Genomic DNA, 17,933 nt, shown 5'->3' with positions numbered 1-17,933 from the left:
TCTATTTTTTGTTTATGTATTTGAAAATTAAGAGAAGAAAATTTAAATTTAGACGATAAAGAAAGAATAAATTAAATTTAATTAAAAATGCAGATGTATATATTTAGTTAAATTCACAACTATGCATAAGAATACGGGAACTTTTAACGGCATGAGGCTCCATAAATACTTTTTGGTAAGCAGTAACGCTTTTTGATAATGATTAGTCTGAAGCCGTTTTAGCAAAGAGTGGTTAAAAAAGCCTGTGATAGCGTTAGGTATTAACCGTAATATATGAGTAATGCCGGTAGTTTAAGAGATCCGACTTTCGCTATGAAGACCGCAGCCTGTTTTTTAGGCTCTGCTGTTTTACTAATTAGTATCATCGTTAAAATTATTTTGTCATTCTGAACTTGCTTCAGAATCTCATCACCTTAAATGAGTGGCATTTGCTATATGAGAGATTTAATCGTCTGATTCTAACTGGTATCCTAAGCGTTGTAAGTTATTAACAGATGAGGCAGTACAATGATCAACGATAACAATGTAATTGATACACTTGAAGAGCTGGAATCATTCTTACAAGCGGTAGATAAAGGCGGGCTTGGGTTAGAAAATGCGGTAGGTGTAGCATTGGCTACCAACAATAGTAATGGGCGTCCATTTGTGGCTGTGTTAGATGATAAGCATCAGCTTCTATTAGGTCGCTGGGTGACGCAAGAAGTTTTTGATAATGGCAAAGAACTCGTTCGTAATGGTATACCAAAACCTCATTAGTGAGTATGAAAAACCAAATTATAGCCATATCTTTAAAAGTATTAGCGTTAAAGTGCGCTTTAGGGCGTAAATGGATTAAAGGAAGGGTGGCCTCTTCCTTTTGTAATCTAAAACTGTGTGTTACTTATTTAATAAGATTATAAGCATGTTACGCTTTGCCGCTATCTGCTCGGTGTTTATGGCTTACAATAAAAAATAATAACCCAGCGTATGCATCTAGCATAAAGTGTAAAACAATAACGACCCACAATGATTGTGTCCATACATAGATAAGTGCCAATATTAAACCTACTACACTGGTTTTTAGCACATTGCCCCAACCTTGATAGAGATGAGATACACCAAAAAGAGCACTAGAGATGAGGACTGCGATAACGGTGCCTATTGATTGTTCAAAAAAATGAATAAGAAACCCTCTAAATAGCAGCTCTTCGCATACACCAGCTGTAAACGACACGCCAAACACAAACCAATTAAGTTCATCTTTATGCTTAGGCATGATCCACTCAAGGCCTTTAAATTGCGCTTTAATTTGATTGTGGTTCTGCTTTGGTTGTTGCGCCATTCGCAATGAAAAATAAAAATAGCCTAAAGTGGTAAGTACTAACGCTACACCAATCAACAGCGGAATATTAAGTGGTGAGATTAAACCGAGGTCTTTGAGTGATAGCGTGCCAAACATTAATAGTATCAATAGTAATATGGTTGGCACCCACAGTGTAATAACGGTTTGTTTATAACACTGTAGTTTTGTTTTTTGACCAGATAGGAGTTGCTCTTTGGTTTGCTTGGCGTAACACATCTCATAAGCCAGCATACATAATAGTAAAGTGACTAATAATAATTCGATATTCATATTGTTAACCTTAAAGAGTCGATTTGTTTTAGCGTATGGACAAACTCTTAATAAAGAAATATTCTTATTTTTTATGATATTTAAACCTTAAGTTTATTGTATGCTCAAAAATGACCTGCTTCATTCATTCTTGTTGGTTGCTAAACATGGCGGAATTAGTCGCGCGGCCGATGTAAAAGCGTTATCTGCTATGGCGATGAGTAAGCAAATGAGTAATCTTGAAAGTCAGCTTGGCCAGCCTTTATTTGAGCGAAGTGGTCGACGGTTACGACTTACAGAGTTTGGTCATCAATTTGAGCTTGAAGCGAATAAAGTTATTGCAGCTCATCGTGATATGGACAACTGGCTAGAGCAAATGTCAGGCCATGTGCAAGGGACATTAAAAGTTGTCGCTCAGTCTAATAATTTGTTGAATGAAACTGTCATTCCTTGGCTTAGTGAGTTTTGTGGGCTTTACCCAAGTCTTAAACTGGAATTGGATGTTAAAGAGTCCATCATTGATGTGAACGATGATGACTATGATATTTTTTGGGGAGTGAGTGATTATCTTGGCGAACGCTCTCCAAATCTTAAATGCAAAAAATTGTGGCAATCTGAATATGGTATTTTTGCCGCGCCAAGTTATTTAGACAAGTATGGTATACCAACCAAGCTTGATGAATTAGAACATCATTACCTTGTTGGATATTTACATAATAAACCATCAAATGTGTTGGTTTTATATGAGCAAGGACTAATTTATAAAGAGTTAAAGCAAACAGTTGCCACTGTGACAGGACTTGTGGATTTAGCTATTGCAGGGGTGGGCATCATCAATGCAGCACATGAGCAAAAAGAAATCCAAACTGCGCTAAATGCGCGGCAACTACAGCCATTATTAGAACAATATTGGTACAAAGAAGCACAGCTTTATATTTACTTTCATAATGTGAGGCATGCCCAACCCAAGGTTAGGGCTTTTATAGACTTTTTCTTAGACAAGCGAATGCTATGGGAGTAGTGCATAGCAAATTGGTTATCGTCACTAAATTGGGCAGTCAGTTCAGGCCAGTAGCAGTCGTTGAGGTTGAATAATTTAAATGGTCGCTGTGTTCGTATTGCGGTCGACCGATTTAGATTTTGATGAAGTGACAGAGCGATAAAGGGATATTTTTTCAATGATGATAGTTTCTGATTAAATAAATGGAGTGAACTTCTGCGTTGAGAATGCTTTGTAAATATGTGAGAATCATTAAGATTCAATATGATAAGTATATAAGGTAACTAAAAATGAAAGGATTCAGAGGACATGTGATTTTTTGGATTTTATGTGTATTTATACCCTCCATAGTATATGCGCAGGGTTCGCAGATATTAGAGTCCTACGAGCTTCATACCGAGACAATAAACTCTAAAGTTCTCAATGAAGAGCGCACCGTCGTCATTCAATTACCTAAAAGCTACTCAAGTAACCCAAGCAAAAAATATCCTATAATATATCGACTGGATGGTGCCGGTAATTTAGCGCAGATGAACGCAGTTCTTGAAAGCTTGCAATCTCAACGTGCCGCTCCAGAAGTGATTATTGTAGCAATTGAAAATACAGACCGTTTACGCGACTTTTACCCAACTGTAAATCAGGACCCAAGAGGCCCAGTAGGGTTAGGCGGCGGTGGTGCTAAATTCCTTAAATTTATTACCTCTGAACTTATGCCACTGGTTGAGAAAGAGTATCGCGTTCATGATTATAGAGTAATAGCTGGGGCGTCTGCTGGAGGTGTATTTTCACTATTTGCACTACAAAAACGACCAGATCTTTTCAATGCAGTACTGGCCTACAGTCCAGCAGTATGGTGGGCAGAAGGTGCCACAGGTAATTCGACTGTCGAGTTTTTAAAGAAAAATCAGCAACTCAATCAATTTATATATACAGCCATTGGGAATGAACAGGCACCTATGCGATCTTATTACGATGGAATGATTGCTGGCATTATGGCGCATAAACCTAAAGGTGTTCGTTGGGTAAATGACTCATTTGAGGATGTACCACATAACTTAGTCAGCACAGCGGCGCGCTTTAGGGCTTTCCACAATCTGTTTCACTCTGAATATATGCAAGTCAATGACTATACTGGAGAGTTAGTTTCCATTGACAAATACTATGCTCGAGTGTCACAGCAGCATGGCGAAGAGATAAAAGCCCCTGAATGGGTAATTCGAGAGCTGGGTTATCATTTTGTTAGTCAAAAAGATTACGAACAAGCGATAAAAGTCTTCCAATATAATGTCGAAAAATATCCTGATTCATCCGATGCTCATAATGGTTTAGCTTATGGCTATGAAGAGTCTGGCAAATGGCAAAAAGCGCTGACAAGTGTGAATGCAGCCTTAGAACTTGCATCAAAAGACAACGATGGATACCAAGTGTATATGAACAGAAGAGCAAGACTATTAAAACGACTTAATGAGAGTTGAGTACGAGGGTTTTTATAGATATTTTCTTAGATAAGCGAGTACTTCGGGAGTAGTGCATAGCAAATTGGTTATTGCTGAGTGAGTTGCTACTCTAACTGACTAAAAAATGATGTTTATAGGCAACAGGTAAAATCTATTCGTTGCCTAAACTCATAAATAATTCTGAGTTAATCGATTTATATTACTCGCTTTTACACATGTGCTATTGAGCGTGTTCAGAGTATTACCTACAATAGCGCATCTTTTACTTATTACAGAATATGATTATGAATGACACAACAGCAAAACCCGAGATCCCTGATCAACTTTCAATTAACCCACGTAGCCACTATTACAATGAAGAAGTATTAAAGCATGACATTGGCGTAAACTTTAACGGTAAAGAGCGTAATGATGTTGAAGAGTATTGCATCAGTGAAGGCTGGATTAAAGTTGCATCGCCAAAAGCGCTAGACCGTCGCGGCCAACCATTATTGATTAAAACAAAAGGTACGGTTGAAGTATTTTATCGTTAAAAGTTAGTAGAGTAAGCTAGAGTGCATACTCTACTTTGTATCGGGAAGAGAACCTGATAGAGTTTACATTATGCACTTATGGCTTTTTTACATAGTTGCGGTAGTGCACTAAGCATGTTTAATATCATTTGGTGGGTTGCACGCTCAGCCGATTCAATAAACTCACCATCTCCATTTGCCCAGTTGGTTTTAGAGTAAAATCCACGATAGTTTTGTGTTTCAAAGGGTTGACCATTCACTTTAAAGTCAACGGTTGATACTGCCATTCCATTGATATTCATTGATTCATTATAGGTATAAAGCCTTTTTAATTGTGGCGATAACTCAATGTCTAATACTTTTTCTGTTGAGTGGGTGATTGGAGCGACTAAGTTTGTGCTCAAAGCGTTCAGCCATTTTTTTACATCGCTTGCATTCACACTCCAGCTAATAGTTGCTTTATTTTGGCGATGATCTGTATAGGGTTTAACCGAAAAGCGACAAGTAGATTGGTGTACTTGCTCTATTAGTGATGTATGTTGTGCTTTCATTTTTTTTGACAGCTTAACGGATTCAATAGCAACATCAGTGATTGCATATGAATGAGCTGTAAAAGCAAGTGCCATTGTGGCAAATAGCATGGTTTTATTCATCATTATGCCTTACATAGTTTATTGATGCTTTTCCCAAGGAATTCGTCGTTGGTGTCTACTAAATGACCGTTGGTATCTCGAAGTAGTACTCGGTTGCTGTCTTTTGAAATAATTATTGCTTTGTTTTTAGTTGCACCTAGCACATTAAAATAGGTATATTCTGTGCCAGATATACATGTTTGGCTTTGGGTTGCTTTTATATCAGTTTCAAACATTGATTTGGTTTGTGTGATGCTGTGAGCAATGGTTTTCTTGTAAAGCTCTGCATCGTTATCATTCCATTTTTGGATTGAATCAAACAAACCGCTACCAACTTTATCAGAGATATATATGTATGAATTACGGTAATCTGGTTTTCTTGCAGTGGGCTTACCATCCTTTGCGATGTATAGGTTTGCGACCGTTTCAAATTGAAGCACTTTGAAATCATCAAAAAACTGATAAAAAGTAGAAGTATATAAAAAAGCTTCGCCCTCTTTTAAGCTTGCAATTTTTTTAGTTATTTCTTTGTCGTTAAGGAAGACAGATTCTGCTTCTTGCTTTAGCTGTTTGACATTGAGCTCAGAGGCTAAAACTGGGTTGAAATGTTGCACAAAGAGTTTTCGATAGTTGAGATCTAGTGTGTTGTTAAGAAGAGGCTCTGCTATTTCTAAAGAGCTCATTGCTCTATCATCGTTGATGGATGAATCTATTGCTGCAGCGAGCAGTCCACCGCCTAATACGCCTGATACATTAGATAATTTGACAGCCAATTTTGCTTCGTCTTGGATTACTAAGTTGTATGCTTCAGTGACTTTTATGGCATCCCGAGTTTGTTGGGTCATCGGGGTATATTTCATTCCAGCACAACCTTGCAAAATAATACACACAGAACCAAATAAAAGCGTTCTTTTCATCTTGATTTCTTTCTTTGTTTATTTTTAGGGACAGAGATAGTATATAATTCCACATATTTAGTAAATAAATTGTTGAATTTTTCACAATAAAAATAGTGGCTTAAGAAGCCAATATTTAACAAATGAGGCTTTTAAATCACTCTTTTCGGTAACCCTCCATCTGTAGGTAGATAAATATTACTGGCACACTACCTTTGTGGTGGAGACCTAGGGGTCAATTAACGTCTAGAGCTTAAGCGTCAAATAGGGAATAGTTATGCAATTAAATTAGGTATGCGAGCAAAGACTTGACAGGCCCGTTTTGCGGCACATTGTTTGGCCATACCGCATAAAGAGGAATACCTTCTACTTTCCAGTCAGGAAATAAGTGGACCAGCGAATGACTCGCAATGAGTTCTGCTACTAGGTAATCGGGTGGCGTTGCGACTCCCACACTTTGCTCACATAGCTCAACCATGGCGCAAATACTATTAACAGAGATGTTGCTTTTATATTCTATTTTATAGTGCTTTCCTTGGTCATTCTTGAGCATGCGAGCGTTGGGTAGCATAGCTAGGCTTATCCAGTTCCAGTGTGCAATGTCGTTTATAGCTGTTGGTTTAGGTTGAGACTTAAAGAAAGCGCTAGAGCATACTGTTAGCCGTTTTATCTCACCGATACGTTTTGACTTAAGGTTACTATCAGTCATGGCTCCTGCTCTGATAGCTAAGTCTACGCCCTCCTCAATTAAGTTACTGCGTTCATCTTTGTATTCTAAATTTAACGACAGCATAGGGTGATGCTTACTAAATTGCGCAAGCTTTTGGGTGAGTGGCGCTTTGATCAATGCAGTGGGGAGGGTGATTGTTAATTCGCCGCGCAGTTGTTCTTTATTATTTGTCACTGTGTCTAGACCTGACTGAGCTGCCTCAAGCATCATAAGAGCGTGTTGGTATAATGCTTTACCATCGCTAGTTAATGATAAGCTTCTAGTTGAGCGGTAAAGTAAAGCAACATGAAGTTTTTTTTCCAAATTACTTACTTGATAGCTAACCACTGAGGGTGACAAACCGAGTGAGCGAGCAGCCCCTCTAAAAGAGCCCTTTTTCACAGTCTCGGCAAAAATGGCCAGCGCCCTTAATTCGTCGATCATAGTTAGGATAGTTAAATATTATAGAACAGTGATTTTAAATTGTACTATCTAGTTTTAAGTGTGTCTAGCTGCTTACAATAAGGGACACATTCTGTAGGAGTACACTTATGTCGATTATGTTAGCAATGAGCTTATTTGCCCTTTCAATGTCTATTTCACCGGGGCCTGTGAATTTAATTACCTTAGCCACAGGCACTAATCTGGGAATAAAAAAAACGATGCCATTTGTATCTGGTGCAACAATTGGATTCACTTTGTTGCTCTACTTACTAGGCTTGAGTTATGTTCAGTTAGTTGGTGAATATAACCAAATAATCAATGTATTAGGTTTACTTGGTAATGGTTATGTTTTTTATATGGGATATAAATTACTAACTAGTAAAGGTAAAGTTGGAATTACTCCGTCGACACAACCCAGTTTTATACATGGCTTTTTATTACAATGGTTAAACCCCAAAGCTTGGGGGGCATGTATTGTTGGCATTACTGCGTTTAATTTGTCTGAGTCTCACTATCAATTGGCCGTGTTTGTTGCGATTTATTTTATGGTTTGTTATTTATCTATTACGGCATGGGCGCTATTTGGTGTCAAAATAAATGAGCTAATACATACGCCTCAACACCTTAAAACGTTTAATACCTTGATGGGTGGATGTTTGGTGGTAATTGCACTTTATTTGGGTATTAATATGCTCTTAAAAGCGCTTGATTTATAAGCACTGTATACTCAGGCTGGCTTCAAGAGCCATGATTATAATGTTTAGCGCCTTGGGTGGTTTTCCTTGTCCTCTCAAATATTAACTTAGATAATCTCTACTTATTGCTCTGTTTAGCTTCTATGGTAGGTGTTATTTGTTAGAGAGTTGCAGTGGGTTATAACATGCATAGTGAAGCCAAGGTAAAATGGCAACTGAACTCCTGATTATGTACCATAGCGCTTTTACCTATGAACTGACGTTATGCTTTATCTTATTGCTGTTACACTGTTGTGGGCTTTTTCTTTTAGCTTAATAGGGGTCTACTTAGCAGGCCAAGTGGATGCATGGTTTAGTGCTTTTATACGCATAGCACTCGCTACCTGTGTGTTTTTGCCTTTTTTGAAATTAACCGTTATGCCAAAATTATTAGTCGTTAAGCTGATGCTAATTGGTGCTGTGCAACTGGGTATAATGTATAGCTTTTATTACCACGCGTTTTTATTTTTGAGTGTGCCCGAAGTATTACTCTTTACGGTGATGACACCTTTATATATCACGTTATTAAATGACTTATTAGAAAGGCGCTTTAATCTTAAATTTTTAGTTGTGGCAGTTATTGCCATACTTGGTGCTATTGCAATTCGTTATCAAGGTATTGATGGAAGCTTTGTATTGGGCTTAATGCTGGTGCAAGGAGCTAACCTGTGCTTTGCCATGGGTCAAGTAAGTTACAAGCGACTTATGCACACCAGCGCCGTGGAGCAGCAAAGCGTGTTTGGCTGGTTTTTTATAGGCGCTTTGATGGTATCCGCGACGTGTTTTGCTGTGTTTGGAGATAGTTCGCGCCTGCCTTCAAACTCAATCCAGTGGGGAGTTTTAATATATCTTGGGCTGGTAGCGTCAGGTTTGGGTTACTTTGCCTGGAACAAAGGCGCAACGCAAGTCGATGTTGGTACATTAGCGGTAATGAATAATATGCTGATCCCAGCGGGGATTGTGGTTAATATTTTGATTTGGAACCGAGACGCAGATATTACTCGATTGGTATTAGGTGGCGGGATCATGATGATAGCGCTGTGGTTAAATCAACGTCTAAAAGCACGCAGCATCCCTAGCTGATGTGATAGATGTTAAAGAAAAAAGCCCGCACATGTTTTTTGCGGGCTTAGTACTTAATTAGCTACAGGTTATCAGCTCACCTGATTTGTCGTAGCATTTACTTTCTTGTTGGATAATATGCTTACACATGTAGGCGACATTGTTTTCCATACAATTTACATAGGTTCCGTAGATGCCTGATCCAATGTGATAGTCAACTCGCCATTCGTGATAAGAATAAGGGGTTACAGATTGGTTTTTTAGCCAACGTGCAAATGCAGAGCTTGAAGGAATATTATAAAGTGCATGAGGGCGATAACTAAAGCTGCGCCAGCCTTTATCATAGCCACTGTATGAGCCAGACATCTCGACCACTGTATTGGCTGCGTCGTAGTAAGGGTTATCGTAGTTGCTTTTTTTATCTACTTTTGACAATAAGCCTTGATAGTCTTTCACCCAAGTTGTGCTTTCGCAACTGTCTAAAAAAAACATGCCTTTATCTTTGCCTTTACCACATGTTCCCTCAGGTGCGGCATCAGCGGTCCAGATATAATCGGCATTTTTGCCGCCGTCAATCTTGGCATCATATTCAGTGGACGAAGTAATAATGACATCATTACCACTTCCACCATCTTGTCTTGAGTTTTGGTCATAAACAAACATCAGGTCATCGCCGCTATTACCCCATGATTTGTGCCATTTATTAGTACTACCACTACCACTTTCAAGTAAAGCGTCAGCACCATCGCCGCCACGTAACCTGTCTTCTCGACCATCATTACCCGTGAGATAGTCATTACCAGCATCACCGTAAAGATGATCATCGCCCTTGTCGCCACTGAGTACGTCGTGACCGTTGCCACCGTATAGCTTATCGTTACCGTCTTTGTTGCTGTTACATGCACCTTGTTCGTAAATATAGCCATTGCCTGCATTTGATAGTCTACACCCGCCACCTAGGTAGTCATTATCATTGCCACCATATAGTGTGTCAGCGCCTTGGCCTCCCATTAGCAAATCGCCGCCGTTTTCGCCATACAGCACATCATTGTTATAATCACCAAATAATTTATCGTGACCGTCACCACCTTTTAGCTGATCATTACCGTAACCACCATTGATCACATCGTTGTCAGCTTCACCAGATAGTATGTCATTGCCGCTGCTACCCGATAGAGTGTCATTACCTGCACCACCATAGAGCGTGTCATTCTTACTGCCAGAGGTAATAGTATCGTTACCGTTATTACCATATACAACCTGAGTTAGGGCAGCGTTGCTGCCATCAAAGTTGTCATGTCCGCTGCCTAATGTGGCTCGGATACTGTTCAATTGGCTCAGATAAAAAGTGTCGCAACTTGTGCTGCTACCAACTTTTCGTGTCACTGTAAGTGCATCACTAGAGCTTGTTAGTGTAAAAGTCTCGCTAGCGTTTGAACCTGAAATGATTAAAGTAGTGCCTTGAACATAAGCAGACGCACCATTGGCGATACCATTACATGCGGCGAATGCGTAATTTGTAATACCCAAAGATAAGGCTAAACATATTGAGTTTAATTTAAATGCCATTGTGTGATCCTAGATAGTGTTTTAATTTGAGTTGAGAGTGAAAAATGACTAAGTCAGAGACTACATCACAATATTGAAAGCATTGTGGAGGAATAAAAAACAAACAAATTTAATGTAGTAGAAGTTTATTAAACGAACTTGATTGGGTTGTAGGAGTTTATGTTGACTGAATTAAGGCACTACTGGTTATCCGTGACTATTTAAAAAGCAAAATCTGTAAATCATCTAATGGCAATTTGTTCCACTAATATTTGCGATGCTTTATAAAAGGCCCTGAAATAAGTTCAGGGTGACGGTTGGTGGGTTTAAGGGGGGAGTCGGTGGGTTCAAAGTGGCACATTTATACCCTGTGGTATATTTGTCATCCTGACAAAGGTCAGGAGCTGATTTTTGAACACCTCAGAAGGTAGCTCACATTCAAAGTTGAATATGAGCTACCTAAAGTAAGGTTATCTATCTAAGTTCATTACCTTGGTCCAAGCTTTTACAAAGTCCTCAACAAACTTTTGTTTAGAGGTATCGAAGGCATATACTTCAGCTATGGCGCGTAACTCGGAGTTTGACCCAAAGATTAAATCGACAGAGGTTGCTGTCCATTTTTGCTCGTTACTTTGGCGGTCAAAACCCTGATAAACGCCCGCTTCTTGTGACTTTCTCCAAACGGTTGACATATCAAGTAAATTAACAAAAAAATCGTTAGTTAGTGTGCCAGGGTTATCTGTTAATACGCCATGTTTAGCTGCTTGATAATTGGCATCTAGCACACGCATACCACCAATCAGCACGGTCATTTCTGGCACGTTTAAATTGAGCTGATCTGCTTTATCAACAAGCATTTCTGTTGGTGTTTTATAGCTAGCTTTTTCATCAAAGTAATTTCTAAACGCATCAGCTTTGAGTTCAAGTAAGCTAAAAGCATTGATGTCAGTTTGTGCTTGTGTTGCATCGCCACGACCGGGTATAAATGGCACTGACACGGTATAACCAGCTTCTTTAGCCGCTTGTTCAATCGCTGCGCTGGCACCTAGTACGATAAGATCAGCTAACGAAATATGGCTTTTATTGAAAAAGCCGTTGTTAAAGTCTGTTTGAATATCCTTCAGTACCTCCAATACTTTAGCTGTTTCCTGCGGGTTATTGACTGCCCAGCTTTTTTGAGGTGCCAGAGCAATACGGGCACCATTTGCACCGCCACGCATATCTGAATTACGGTAACTGGCAGCTGAGCCCCACGCCACTCGAACAAGTTCTGAAACATTTACATTTGAATTTAAAATTTGCTTTTTGAGCGCATTGATTTCATCACCATCTAACTTAGAAATGGTTGTTTCATCAATAGGGTCTTGCCAAATTAAGGTTTCTTTTGGTACTTCTTCGCCTAAAAAGTTACGTGCAGGCCCCATATCTCTGTGGGTAAGTTTGTACCATGCTTTTGCAAATGCTAATCGGTATTCATCAGGGTCAGCCAAAAAACGTTCGGCAATTTTTCGATACTCAGGGTCGAATTTTAACGCTAAATCAGCGGTGGTCATGACGGGCGGGTTATATTTACCTTTTATGTGCGCGTCAGGTACCGCTTTGTGCAAAGATTCATCCGTTGGAGTCCACTGAATAGCGCCGGCTGGGCTGCGAGTTTGTTGCCATTCAAAGTTTAATAAGTTACTTAAGTAAAGAGAAGTCCATTTAGTAGGTGCTTGCGTCCAAGCCCCTTCTAGACCGCTCGTTACAGTATCCTCAGAATGGCCTTTTCCACATTTATTTTTCCAGCCTAAACCCTGCTCTTCAATTGCGGCAGCGCCAGGCTCTTTGCCAACACAATCTGCAGGTTTGTGCGCCCCATGCATTTTACCAAAGGTATGGCCCCCTGCAATCAAGGCCAGTGTTTCTTCATCATTCATTGCCATACGAGAGAAAGCTACACGGATATTTTTAGCGGAGCCGAGTGGGTCTGGTTTACCTTTTGGTCCTTCTGGGTTGACGTAAATCAGCCCCATATGTGTTGCGCCTAATGGGCGCTGAAGCTTGCCATCGCGGTTTTCTCTATCGCTGGCGAGCATTTCAACTTCAGGGCCCCAGTAAACCAAATCAGGCTCCCAGTCATCGGCGCGACCACCAGCAAAACCATAGGTTTGAAAACCCATATTTTCTAATGCTACATTACCAGCGAGCACCATCAGGTCGGCCCAAGAAAGTGCTTCACCGTATTTTTGTTTTACTGGCCATAGCAAGCGGCGTGCTTTATCTAGATTACCGTTATCAGGCCAACTATTGAGCGGATCAAAGCGCTGTTGGCCTCCACCGGCACCGCCGCGACCATCAAGCGTACGGTATGTGCCTGCGCTGTGCCATGTCATACGAATAAAAAACGGTCCATAATTGCCAAAGTCAGCTGGCCACCAATCTTGTGATTGAGTAAGTAAGGCATCAATATCCTTTTTTACATCACTGAGGTTTAAGGTTTTGAATGCTTTGGCATAATCAAAGTTTTCACCATATGGGTTGGAGCGTACATCATGGTCTCGTAACGGGGCAAGATCAAGTTGTTCGGGCCACCAAAAGGTATTAGGCTTTGCTTGTCCAACTTGCGTAACACCGCTACCCATAGCGCCTTTGGGTTTGCTAATTTGCGCTTGCTCATGGTTATGTGCAAGTGTGTGACTTGATATCAATAGCATACCGATGCTACTAGCTAGGACGCTTCTGAGCGATAGTCGCTTATTCATGTTAATTTCCTTTAAATTACATTATCCCTGCAAACTCGCAGTTATTTTGTGTTGAAAAGAGTATAGGAAAAAGTGGCTATTTTATGAGTGAATTAAAACGATTGTCTTAATCGAAAAACTTGATGTGGTGTTTTTTTGGGGAAAATGTGCCGCAACTATGGCGGTACGACACTCATAATTGCAGGCTTATAAAAGTGCTTTTATGTTATTGTTGATCTTTGCTGCTGAGAGGCTTATGTCTGGCTGTACAGGGGTTACTTGTTGCTCTGCACTTGGGCGTGTAATCAAAAAGCGCGGAGAAATTATTTGTAGCTGACTATGTGCTAAATGCTTAAATTGAATACCACCACTTTGTGTGCTTCGCCCACCTGTTTGAGTGCCAATTAGCTGTGCAAAGTTATAATCTTGCACTGTATTGGCAAATACAATAGATGATGAATAGGTACCGGTACCAATTAGCACAGACGTTTTTCCATGATAAAAGTTTGCTAAGTTCTTTTCAGGTTGTATTAGATTGGTTTTTTCGCCTCGTTCAATATTACCAACAATTTGCCCCGGATCTCGATATTTTAATAAAATTTTTGAACGGTAGTGTGAAAAGTGGCGATAAGGTTTATTGGCAATATACCTTAAAATACCAGCTATCCACATATCGTCATTACCGCCTGCGTTATTACGAATGTCGATGATTAAATGGTCAATATTCTTTGTTTTTATTTCACTAAAAACGTCATCCATATAGGCGAGATACTGTTTAAAGTCATGCCAAGAAAACGTATTTACTTGCAATAAAGCTGTGTTGTCACGGTATGTAATGTTAAATGCATCCGAAAAAGATTTTTCAGCGAGACTTGTTGATATTGCAGCTTTTGCATCTAATTTTATGCGATGTGTTTGGCTATTATGAGCAAGTTCAATATTGAAAGAGGACTGAGGCCCAAACGTCATATAAAATAAACGGTGAAATTGATTTTGTAATACATGCTTGCGAAAGGCAAGGGTGTCGCCATGGGTATTGGTAAGTAATTTATCTAAAATGGCGGCCGTATTTTGACCATTGATAGATTTAATTTTAGCGCCTTTATACTGGCTATCTTGCTCACCTAAGTCGCGCGCCACATACAAACCATCTTCAGTAACATTTATCTCAAATGGAAATAATGCAACGCCTTGCTTTATCCATTCACGCCATTGTGATGACGAGCCATGGCCCACTTTAATATGCCCATCAGCTAAAATGGAGTTAAGCGGTGCCATTTCTTGCCATAAAGCCATCGCAGTAATCGGCTCTTCAATACTACTTTTAATCTTGCTTACTTTGTCATAGAACCCATCTATATCTCTAACACTGTGAGATAAATCTGGATGGGTTTGATGTAACCAGTTAAACCATTGCTCAATATCTGCTTGAGCTTGTTTAACTGTAAGAGTATTTTGCAGCGGCTGCAGTGGAGGTTGTTTTGCTACTGCATTAAATGCCGCAATGATACATAGGCATAAAATAAAAAATTGTTTGTAAGTGTTAGATATAAACTGCATAAGTAACTTATTGTTATTTGTTATTTGTTATTTGTTATTTGTTATTTGTTATTTGTTATTGTTGTAATTTAGACGTGAGCTTTGGCAATAAGGTTTAAAACTTTTTTATAAAAGAACCATAAAGCTACTTATAGCGAAATAATAGGGAACTTCGTTAGCCAATTTCAAATGAGGTGATGCCGTAAACTTTGCTAATCGGCGTATCTGGGCGAGGGCCTGTGTACATTCTTGCCGTTTCAAATGAAGGAGTCATATTGTAACGCTTAGCTAAATCAATAGCTGCTTTATTAACCTCGGGAACATCAAGGTAGATAAATTCGGCAGTACCGACACTCGCGCTTAAAGCCAAAAATAACGATTCAGCCAGTAGTGCTTCATCTGCTACCAAAGGTCCTATTTTATAACCTTGTCGACATGGACGAATAACGCCGTAGCCTGCAAGTTTATCATTGCGCATAATACCCAATGCATTACTTTGAGGTTGGTTTATCCAATGCTTTAAAAAGTCATCTCGCTTTGCTGGGAAAAAAGGCTGTTCATACGCACAAAGCACTTCAAACGGAATGTTTGCGAGTTGGACTATATTTGGAGTCTCAGGTGCTTTAGAGCCACCACGCCCTTCAAAACGAATATTGCTGTAGGCAAATTGAAAGCCAGACTTTTTATAGTTGTCTTGTTGTTCGAGCACGCCATCTAATGCAATGTTACAGCCTTTGAGGTAGCTAAGACCGGCTTGCCAAATTTGCCAACCATAGCCTTGGCCGCGATACTCGGGTTTAACAATATAAAAGCCTAAAAAGCCAAAATATAGGTTGTATTTAACCACTGAGATAGAGGCAATAGGCTCATCGTCAAGGTAGCCTATTAAAAAGCCATTAGGGTCGACGCAGTAGTAGCTCTGTGCGTCATAGAGCCCCGGATTCCAGCCTTCTTTAGCTGCCCACTCTATAGCAATATTCAATTCACTTTTAGTCATTGTCTTGATTGAAAATTGTTTATTGGCCATGGTGCTTCTCAGGTTACTTTAACTAAGGCAGTGTAGCGATAAATAAAATGTAGAGATAGTCGGGCACTGTTTTTATTTAATATAAAGCTTACATATCACGCTTTTTGAACTGTAGAGTAAACTTGGCACCTCCAAGTGCTTCACAGCGGTCAACGTTTATAGTTGCATCTAGCCAAGCTGCAACACGAGCCACAAATGCGAGCCCAACGCCATAACCTGAGTGATGTTGTTTATCTAAGCGCACAAAGGGTTTAAATATTTTTGCATACGCATTTTGTTCAACTCCTTTTCCGTCATCGCTGACTATCAGTTGTATGGAGCCTGTTTTGCAGAGGATAGAGATAGAAGCTTGAGTATCACAATACTTAAATGCATTGCTGACAAAATTGCTGATGCACATGCCTAAATAGTGCCTATCAGCACTTATTATGGCTCTTTGATTTGAATAGTGAATTTGCAAGCGCGAGTCGTTGAGGTTGCTACATTGATCTTTGACTACCTGATTAAGATCAACAGGCTCTTTTTTTAAGTTATCTAAAGTGTATTGTAAGCGCGCAAAAGATAGTAGTTGATTTAGTAAGTCTTCCATCGTATCTAAATTGGCGTTTACCCGTTGTTCGTATTTTAAACGCAAAGATTCGTCATTGGTTTCAACTAAAGTATCTAAACCCATACGCACACGTGCAAGTGGTGTGCGCAGTTCATGGGAAAGACCACTTGCGAGCAATTTTATATCATCGACTAGAGTTTCTATCGTGGTAGCCATGGTATTAAAGTTTGTTTCCAGTTCTTTTAGATACCAAATAGAACCAACACTCACCCTTTGCTGCAAATATCCTGAGCCTAAGTGTGTTGTTGCAACACTGAGCTTGCGCAATCGCATCACAAAAGGGGCGATAAACAGCAAAATTAGCATTATTAGTGCAGCGTAAAAACTCATTGTCATAAGCATGTTAGTTGATTCATCAAGCGGCTCTTTCGTGGTACTTGTCAACAATATTTGGTCGTGTGCTAACAAGGTATAAGCTTGCAATTGTTCATTAGTTTCAAACACCAGTACAGGCTGTTTTTTTAGCTTTAATAACAGTGGTTTAGGTAGCGGGTAGTCAGCCAGTTTATGTATGGCGAACTCGTACTCAGGTAACTGCAGCAGCGTTTGCTGCAAAAAAAAATGCTGCTGATTTGGTGTTAGTTGTTGTAGTGCAATTTGCGCGAGTAGCGCTTGATTGGCAATGACTTGCTGTTGATTTATCTCTTTTATTTGTTGTGATTGTTCGTTTAATGTATCAAATAGTTTGCCAAGCCCAATACTACCAAAAAGTGTCAAAATAATCAGTGCAACAACAAAGCGCCACATTACCATACCTCACTGACGAGCAAGTAACCCTTACCCCAAATGGTTTTGATTTTATAAGGTTCCGCGCCACTGTCGCCTAGTTTTTTACGCAACCGAGAAATACGTAAATCGATTGAACGATCCAAGCCATCATACTCAAAGCCTCGTAGTGCCTGAGTGAGCTCTTCACGCGTGACAACTTGTCCTGCCTTAGTCGCTAGCAGTAACAGCGCATCAAATTCATTGCTGGACAAATTGATGATTTTATCGTCTAAACTGACCTTGCGATTTGCTTGATTGAGTGCCAGCGCACCGAGTTGAATAACTGATTGGTTTGGTGATGTAAGTTGGGGCGTATTTCTGCGTAGTAGTGCCTTAATTCGGGTTTCTAATAATCTGCCTCTTACTGGCTTTGTTAGGTAGTCATCAGCCCCCATTTCAAGGCCTAATATTTCGTCTATTTCTTCATCGCGCGCGGTTAGCATCAAAATTGGTACATTAGAATGTTGGCGTAGTTGTTTGCATACTTCTAAACCATCCAGTGTGGGTAGCATACCATCTAGGATCACAAGCTCAACGTCGCTAAATTTAAGCGCATCGAGTGCTTGTTGCCCATCATGGTACATTGCTACTTGGTATTGCTTTGCACTGAGATAGTCATAAATCCACTGTGCAAGCTCTAAATCATCTTCAACTAACGCCAATTTTGTCATCATGTACCTT

The 17,933-nt window shown here is 39.8% G+C and carries 16 protein-coding genes; 6 read left to right on the top strand and 10 right to left on the bottom strand.

Translation table 11 applies throughout. The features are described from left to right. The first annotated feature begins 507 nt into the window (after nucleotides 1-507). Entirely contained in the window at nucleotides 508-756 is a 249-nt protein-coding gene (locus tag SANK73390_RS07310; RefSeq protein WP_462765037.1) for a hypothetical protein, read from the top strand. 148 nt (nucleotides 757-904) lie between these two features. On the opposite strand, the gene SANK73390_RS07305 is transcribed toward SANK73390_RS07310, so the two are convergent. Beyond that, the gene (locus SANK73390_RS07305) at nucleotides 905-1,612 is read right to left on the bottom strand and encodes a CPBP family intramembrane glutamic endopeptidase (protein ID WP_462765035.1); all 708 of its coding nucleotides are present in this window, start codon (nucleotides 1,610-1,612) and stop codon (nucleotides 905-907) included. Between the two features lie 100 nt (nucleotides 1,613-1,712). Between SANK73390_RS07305 and SANK73390_RS07300 the strand changes: the two genes are divergently transcribed. The 3 genes from SANK73390_RS07300 to SANK73390_RS07290 all read left to right on the top strand — a co-directional run bounded on the left by SANK73390_RS07300 (nucleotide 1,713) and on the right by SANK73390_RS07290 (nucleotide 4,581). Beyond that, nucleotides 1,713-2,612, top strand: coding sequence for a LysR family transcriptional regulator (locus SANK73390_RS07300; protein ID WP_462765033.1), 900 nt, complete (start codon nucleotides 1,713-1,715; stop codon nucleotides 2,610-2,612). Nucleotides 2,613-2,881: 269 nt separating this feature from the next. Then, nucleotides 2,882-4,066 carry an alpha/beta hydrolase-fold protein gene (locus SANK73390_RS07295; protein WP_462765031.1) on the top strand — a complete coding sequence of 395 codons (1,185 nt, stop codon included), beginning with the start codon at nucleotides 2,882-2,884 and terminating at the stop codon, nucleotides 4,064-4,066. Nucleotides 4,067-4,332: 266 nt separating this feature from the next. After that, nucleotides 4,333-4,581, top strand: coding sequence for a DUF3297 family protein (locus SANK73390_RS07290; RefSeq protein ID WP_462765029.1), 249 nt, complete (start codon nucleotides 4,333-4,335; stop codon nucleotides 4,579-4,581). Nucleotides 4,582-4,649: 68 nt separating this feature from the next. Here SANK73390_RS07290 and SANK73390_RS07285 read toward each other — a convergent pair whose 3' ends face one another. The 3 genes from SANK73390_RS07285 to SANK73390_RS07275 all read right to left on the bottom strand — a co-directional run bounded on the left by SANK73390_RS07285 (nucleotide 4,650) and on the right by SANK73390_RS07275 (nucleotide 7,241). Next, nucleotides 4,650-5,213, bottom strand: coding sequence for a hypothetical protein (locus SANK73390_RS07285; RefSeq protein ID WP_462765027.1), 564 nt, complete (start codon nucleotides 5,211-5,213; stop codon nucleotides 4,650-4,652). A gap of 2 nt (nucleotides 5,214-5,215) precedes the next feature. Continuing rightward, nucleotides 5,216-6,109, bottom strand: coding sequence for a hypothetical protein (locus SANK73390_RS07280; protein ID WP_462765025.1), 894 nt, complete (start codon nucleotides 6,107-6,109; stop codon nucleotides 5,216-5,218). 262 nt (nucleotides 6,110-6,371) lie between these two features. Next, on the bottom strand, nucleotides 6,372-7,241 hold the full coding sequence (locus SANK73390_RS07275) for a LysR family transcriptional regulator (protein ID WP_462765023.1): 870 nt from the start codon (nucleotides 7,239-7,241) through the stop codon (nucleotides 6,372-6,374). A gap of 107 nt (nucleotides 7,242-7,348) precedes the next feature. On the opposite strand from SANK73390_RS07275, the gene SANK73390_RS07270 reads away from it, so the two are divergent. Next, nucleotides 7,349-7,957: a LysE family translocator gene (locus SANK73390_RS07270; protein WP_462765021.1), complete on the top strand. Its 609-nt coding sequence runs from the start codon at nucleotides 7,349-7,351 to the stop codon at nucleotides 7,955-7,957. Nucleotides 7,958-8,200: 243 nt separating this feature from the next. Continuing rightward, complete coding sequence (locus SANK73390_RS07265) at nucleotides 8,201-9,058, top strand: DMT family transporter (protein ID WP_462765019.1); 858 nt, start codon at nucleotides 8,201-8,203, stop codon at nucleotides 9,056-9,058. A 57-nt stretch (nucleotides 9,059-9,115) separates the two neighbouring features. Here SANK73390_RS07265 and SANK73390_RS07260 read toward each other — a convergent pair whose 3' ends face one another. The 6 genes from SANK73390_RS07260 to SANK73390_RS07235 form a co-directional block, all read right to left on the bottom strand. Further along, entirely contained in the window at nucleotides 9,116-10,606 is a 1,491-nt protein-coding gene (locus SANK73390_RS07260) for a calcium-binding protein (protein ID WP_462765017.1), read from the bottom strand. 449 nt (nucleotides 10,607-11,055) lie between these two features. Next, on the bottom strand, nucleotides 11,056-13,329 hold the full coding sequence (gene katG / locus SANK73390_RS07255; RefSeq protein WP_462765015.1) for a catalase/peroxidase HPI: 2,274 nt from the start codon (nucleotides 13,327-13,329) through the stop codon (nucleotides 11,056-11,058). Between the two features lie 186 nt (nucleotides 13,330-13,515). Then, nucleotides 13,516-14,868 carry a S41 family peptidase gene (locus SANK73390_RS07250; protein WP_462765013.1) on the bottom strand — a complete coding sequence of 451 codons (1,353 nt, stop codon included), beginning with the start codon at nucleotides 14,866-14,868 and terminating at the stop codon, nucleotides 13,516-13,518. A gap of 154 nt (nucleotides 14,869-15,022) precedes the next feature. Continuing rightward, nucleotides 15,023-15,874 (bottom strand): GNAT family N-acetyltransferase, encoded by an 852-nt coding sequence (locus SANK73390_RS07245; RefSeq protein ID WP_462765011.1) that lies wholly within the window; start codon nucleotides 15,872-15,874, stop codon nucleotides 15,023-15,025. Nucleotides 15,875-15,962: 88 nt separating this feature from the next. After that, complete coding sequence (locus SANK73390_RS07240; RefSeq protein WP_462765010.1) at nucleotides 15,963-17,231, bottom strand: sensor histidine kinase; 1,269 nt, start codon at nucleotides 17,229-17,231, stop codon at nucleotides 15,963-15,965. Next, the gene (locus tag SANK73390_RS07235) at nucleotides 17,231-17,926 is read right to left on the bottom strand and encodes a response regulator (RefSeq protein ID WP_462765009.1); all 696 of its coding nucleotides are present in this window, start codon (nucleotides 17,924-17,926) and stop codon (nucleotides 17,231-17,233) included. Before SANK73390_RS07235 ends, SANK73390_RS07240 begins: the two co-directional genes overlap by 1 nt. Between the last annotated feature and the right edge of the window lie 7 nt (nucleotides 17,927-17,933).

This window comes from Pseudoalteromonas sp. SANK 73390 (genome assembly GCF_054966645.1).
This window is presented reverse-complemented; position numbering and strand designations above follow the sequence as displayed.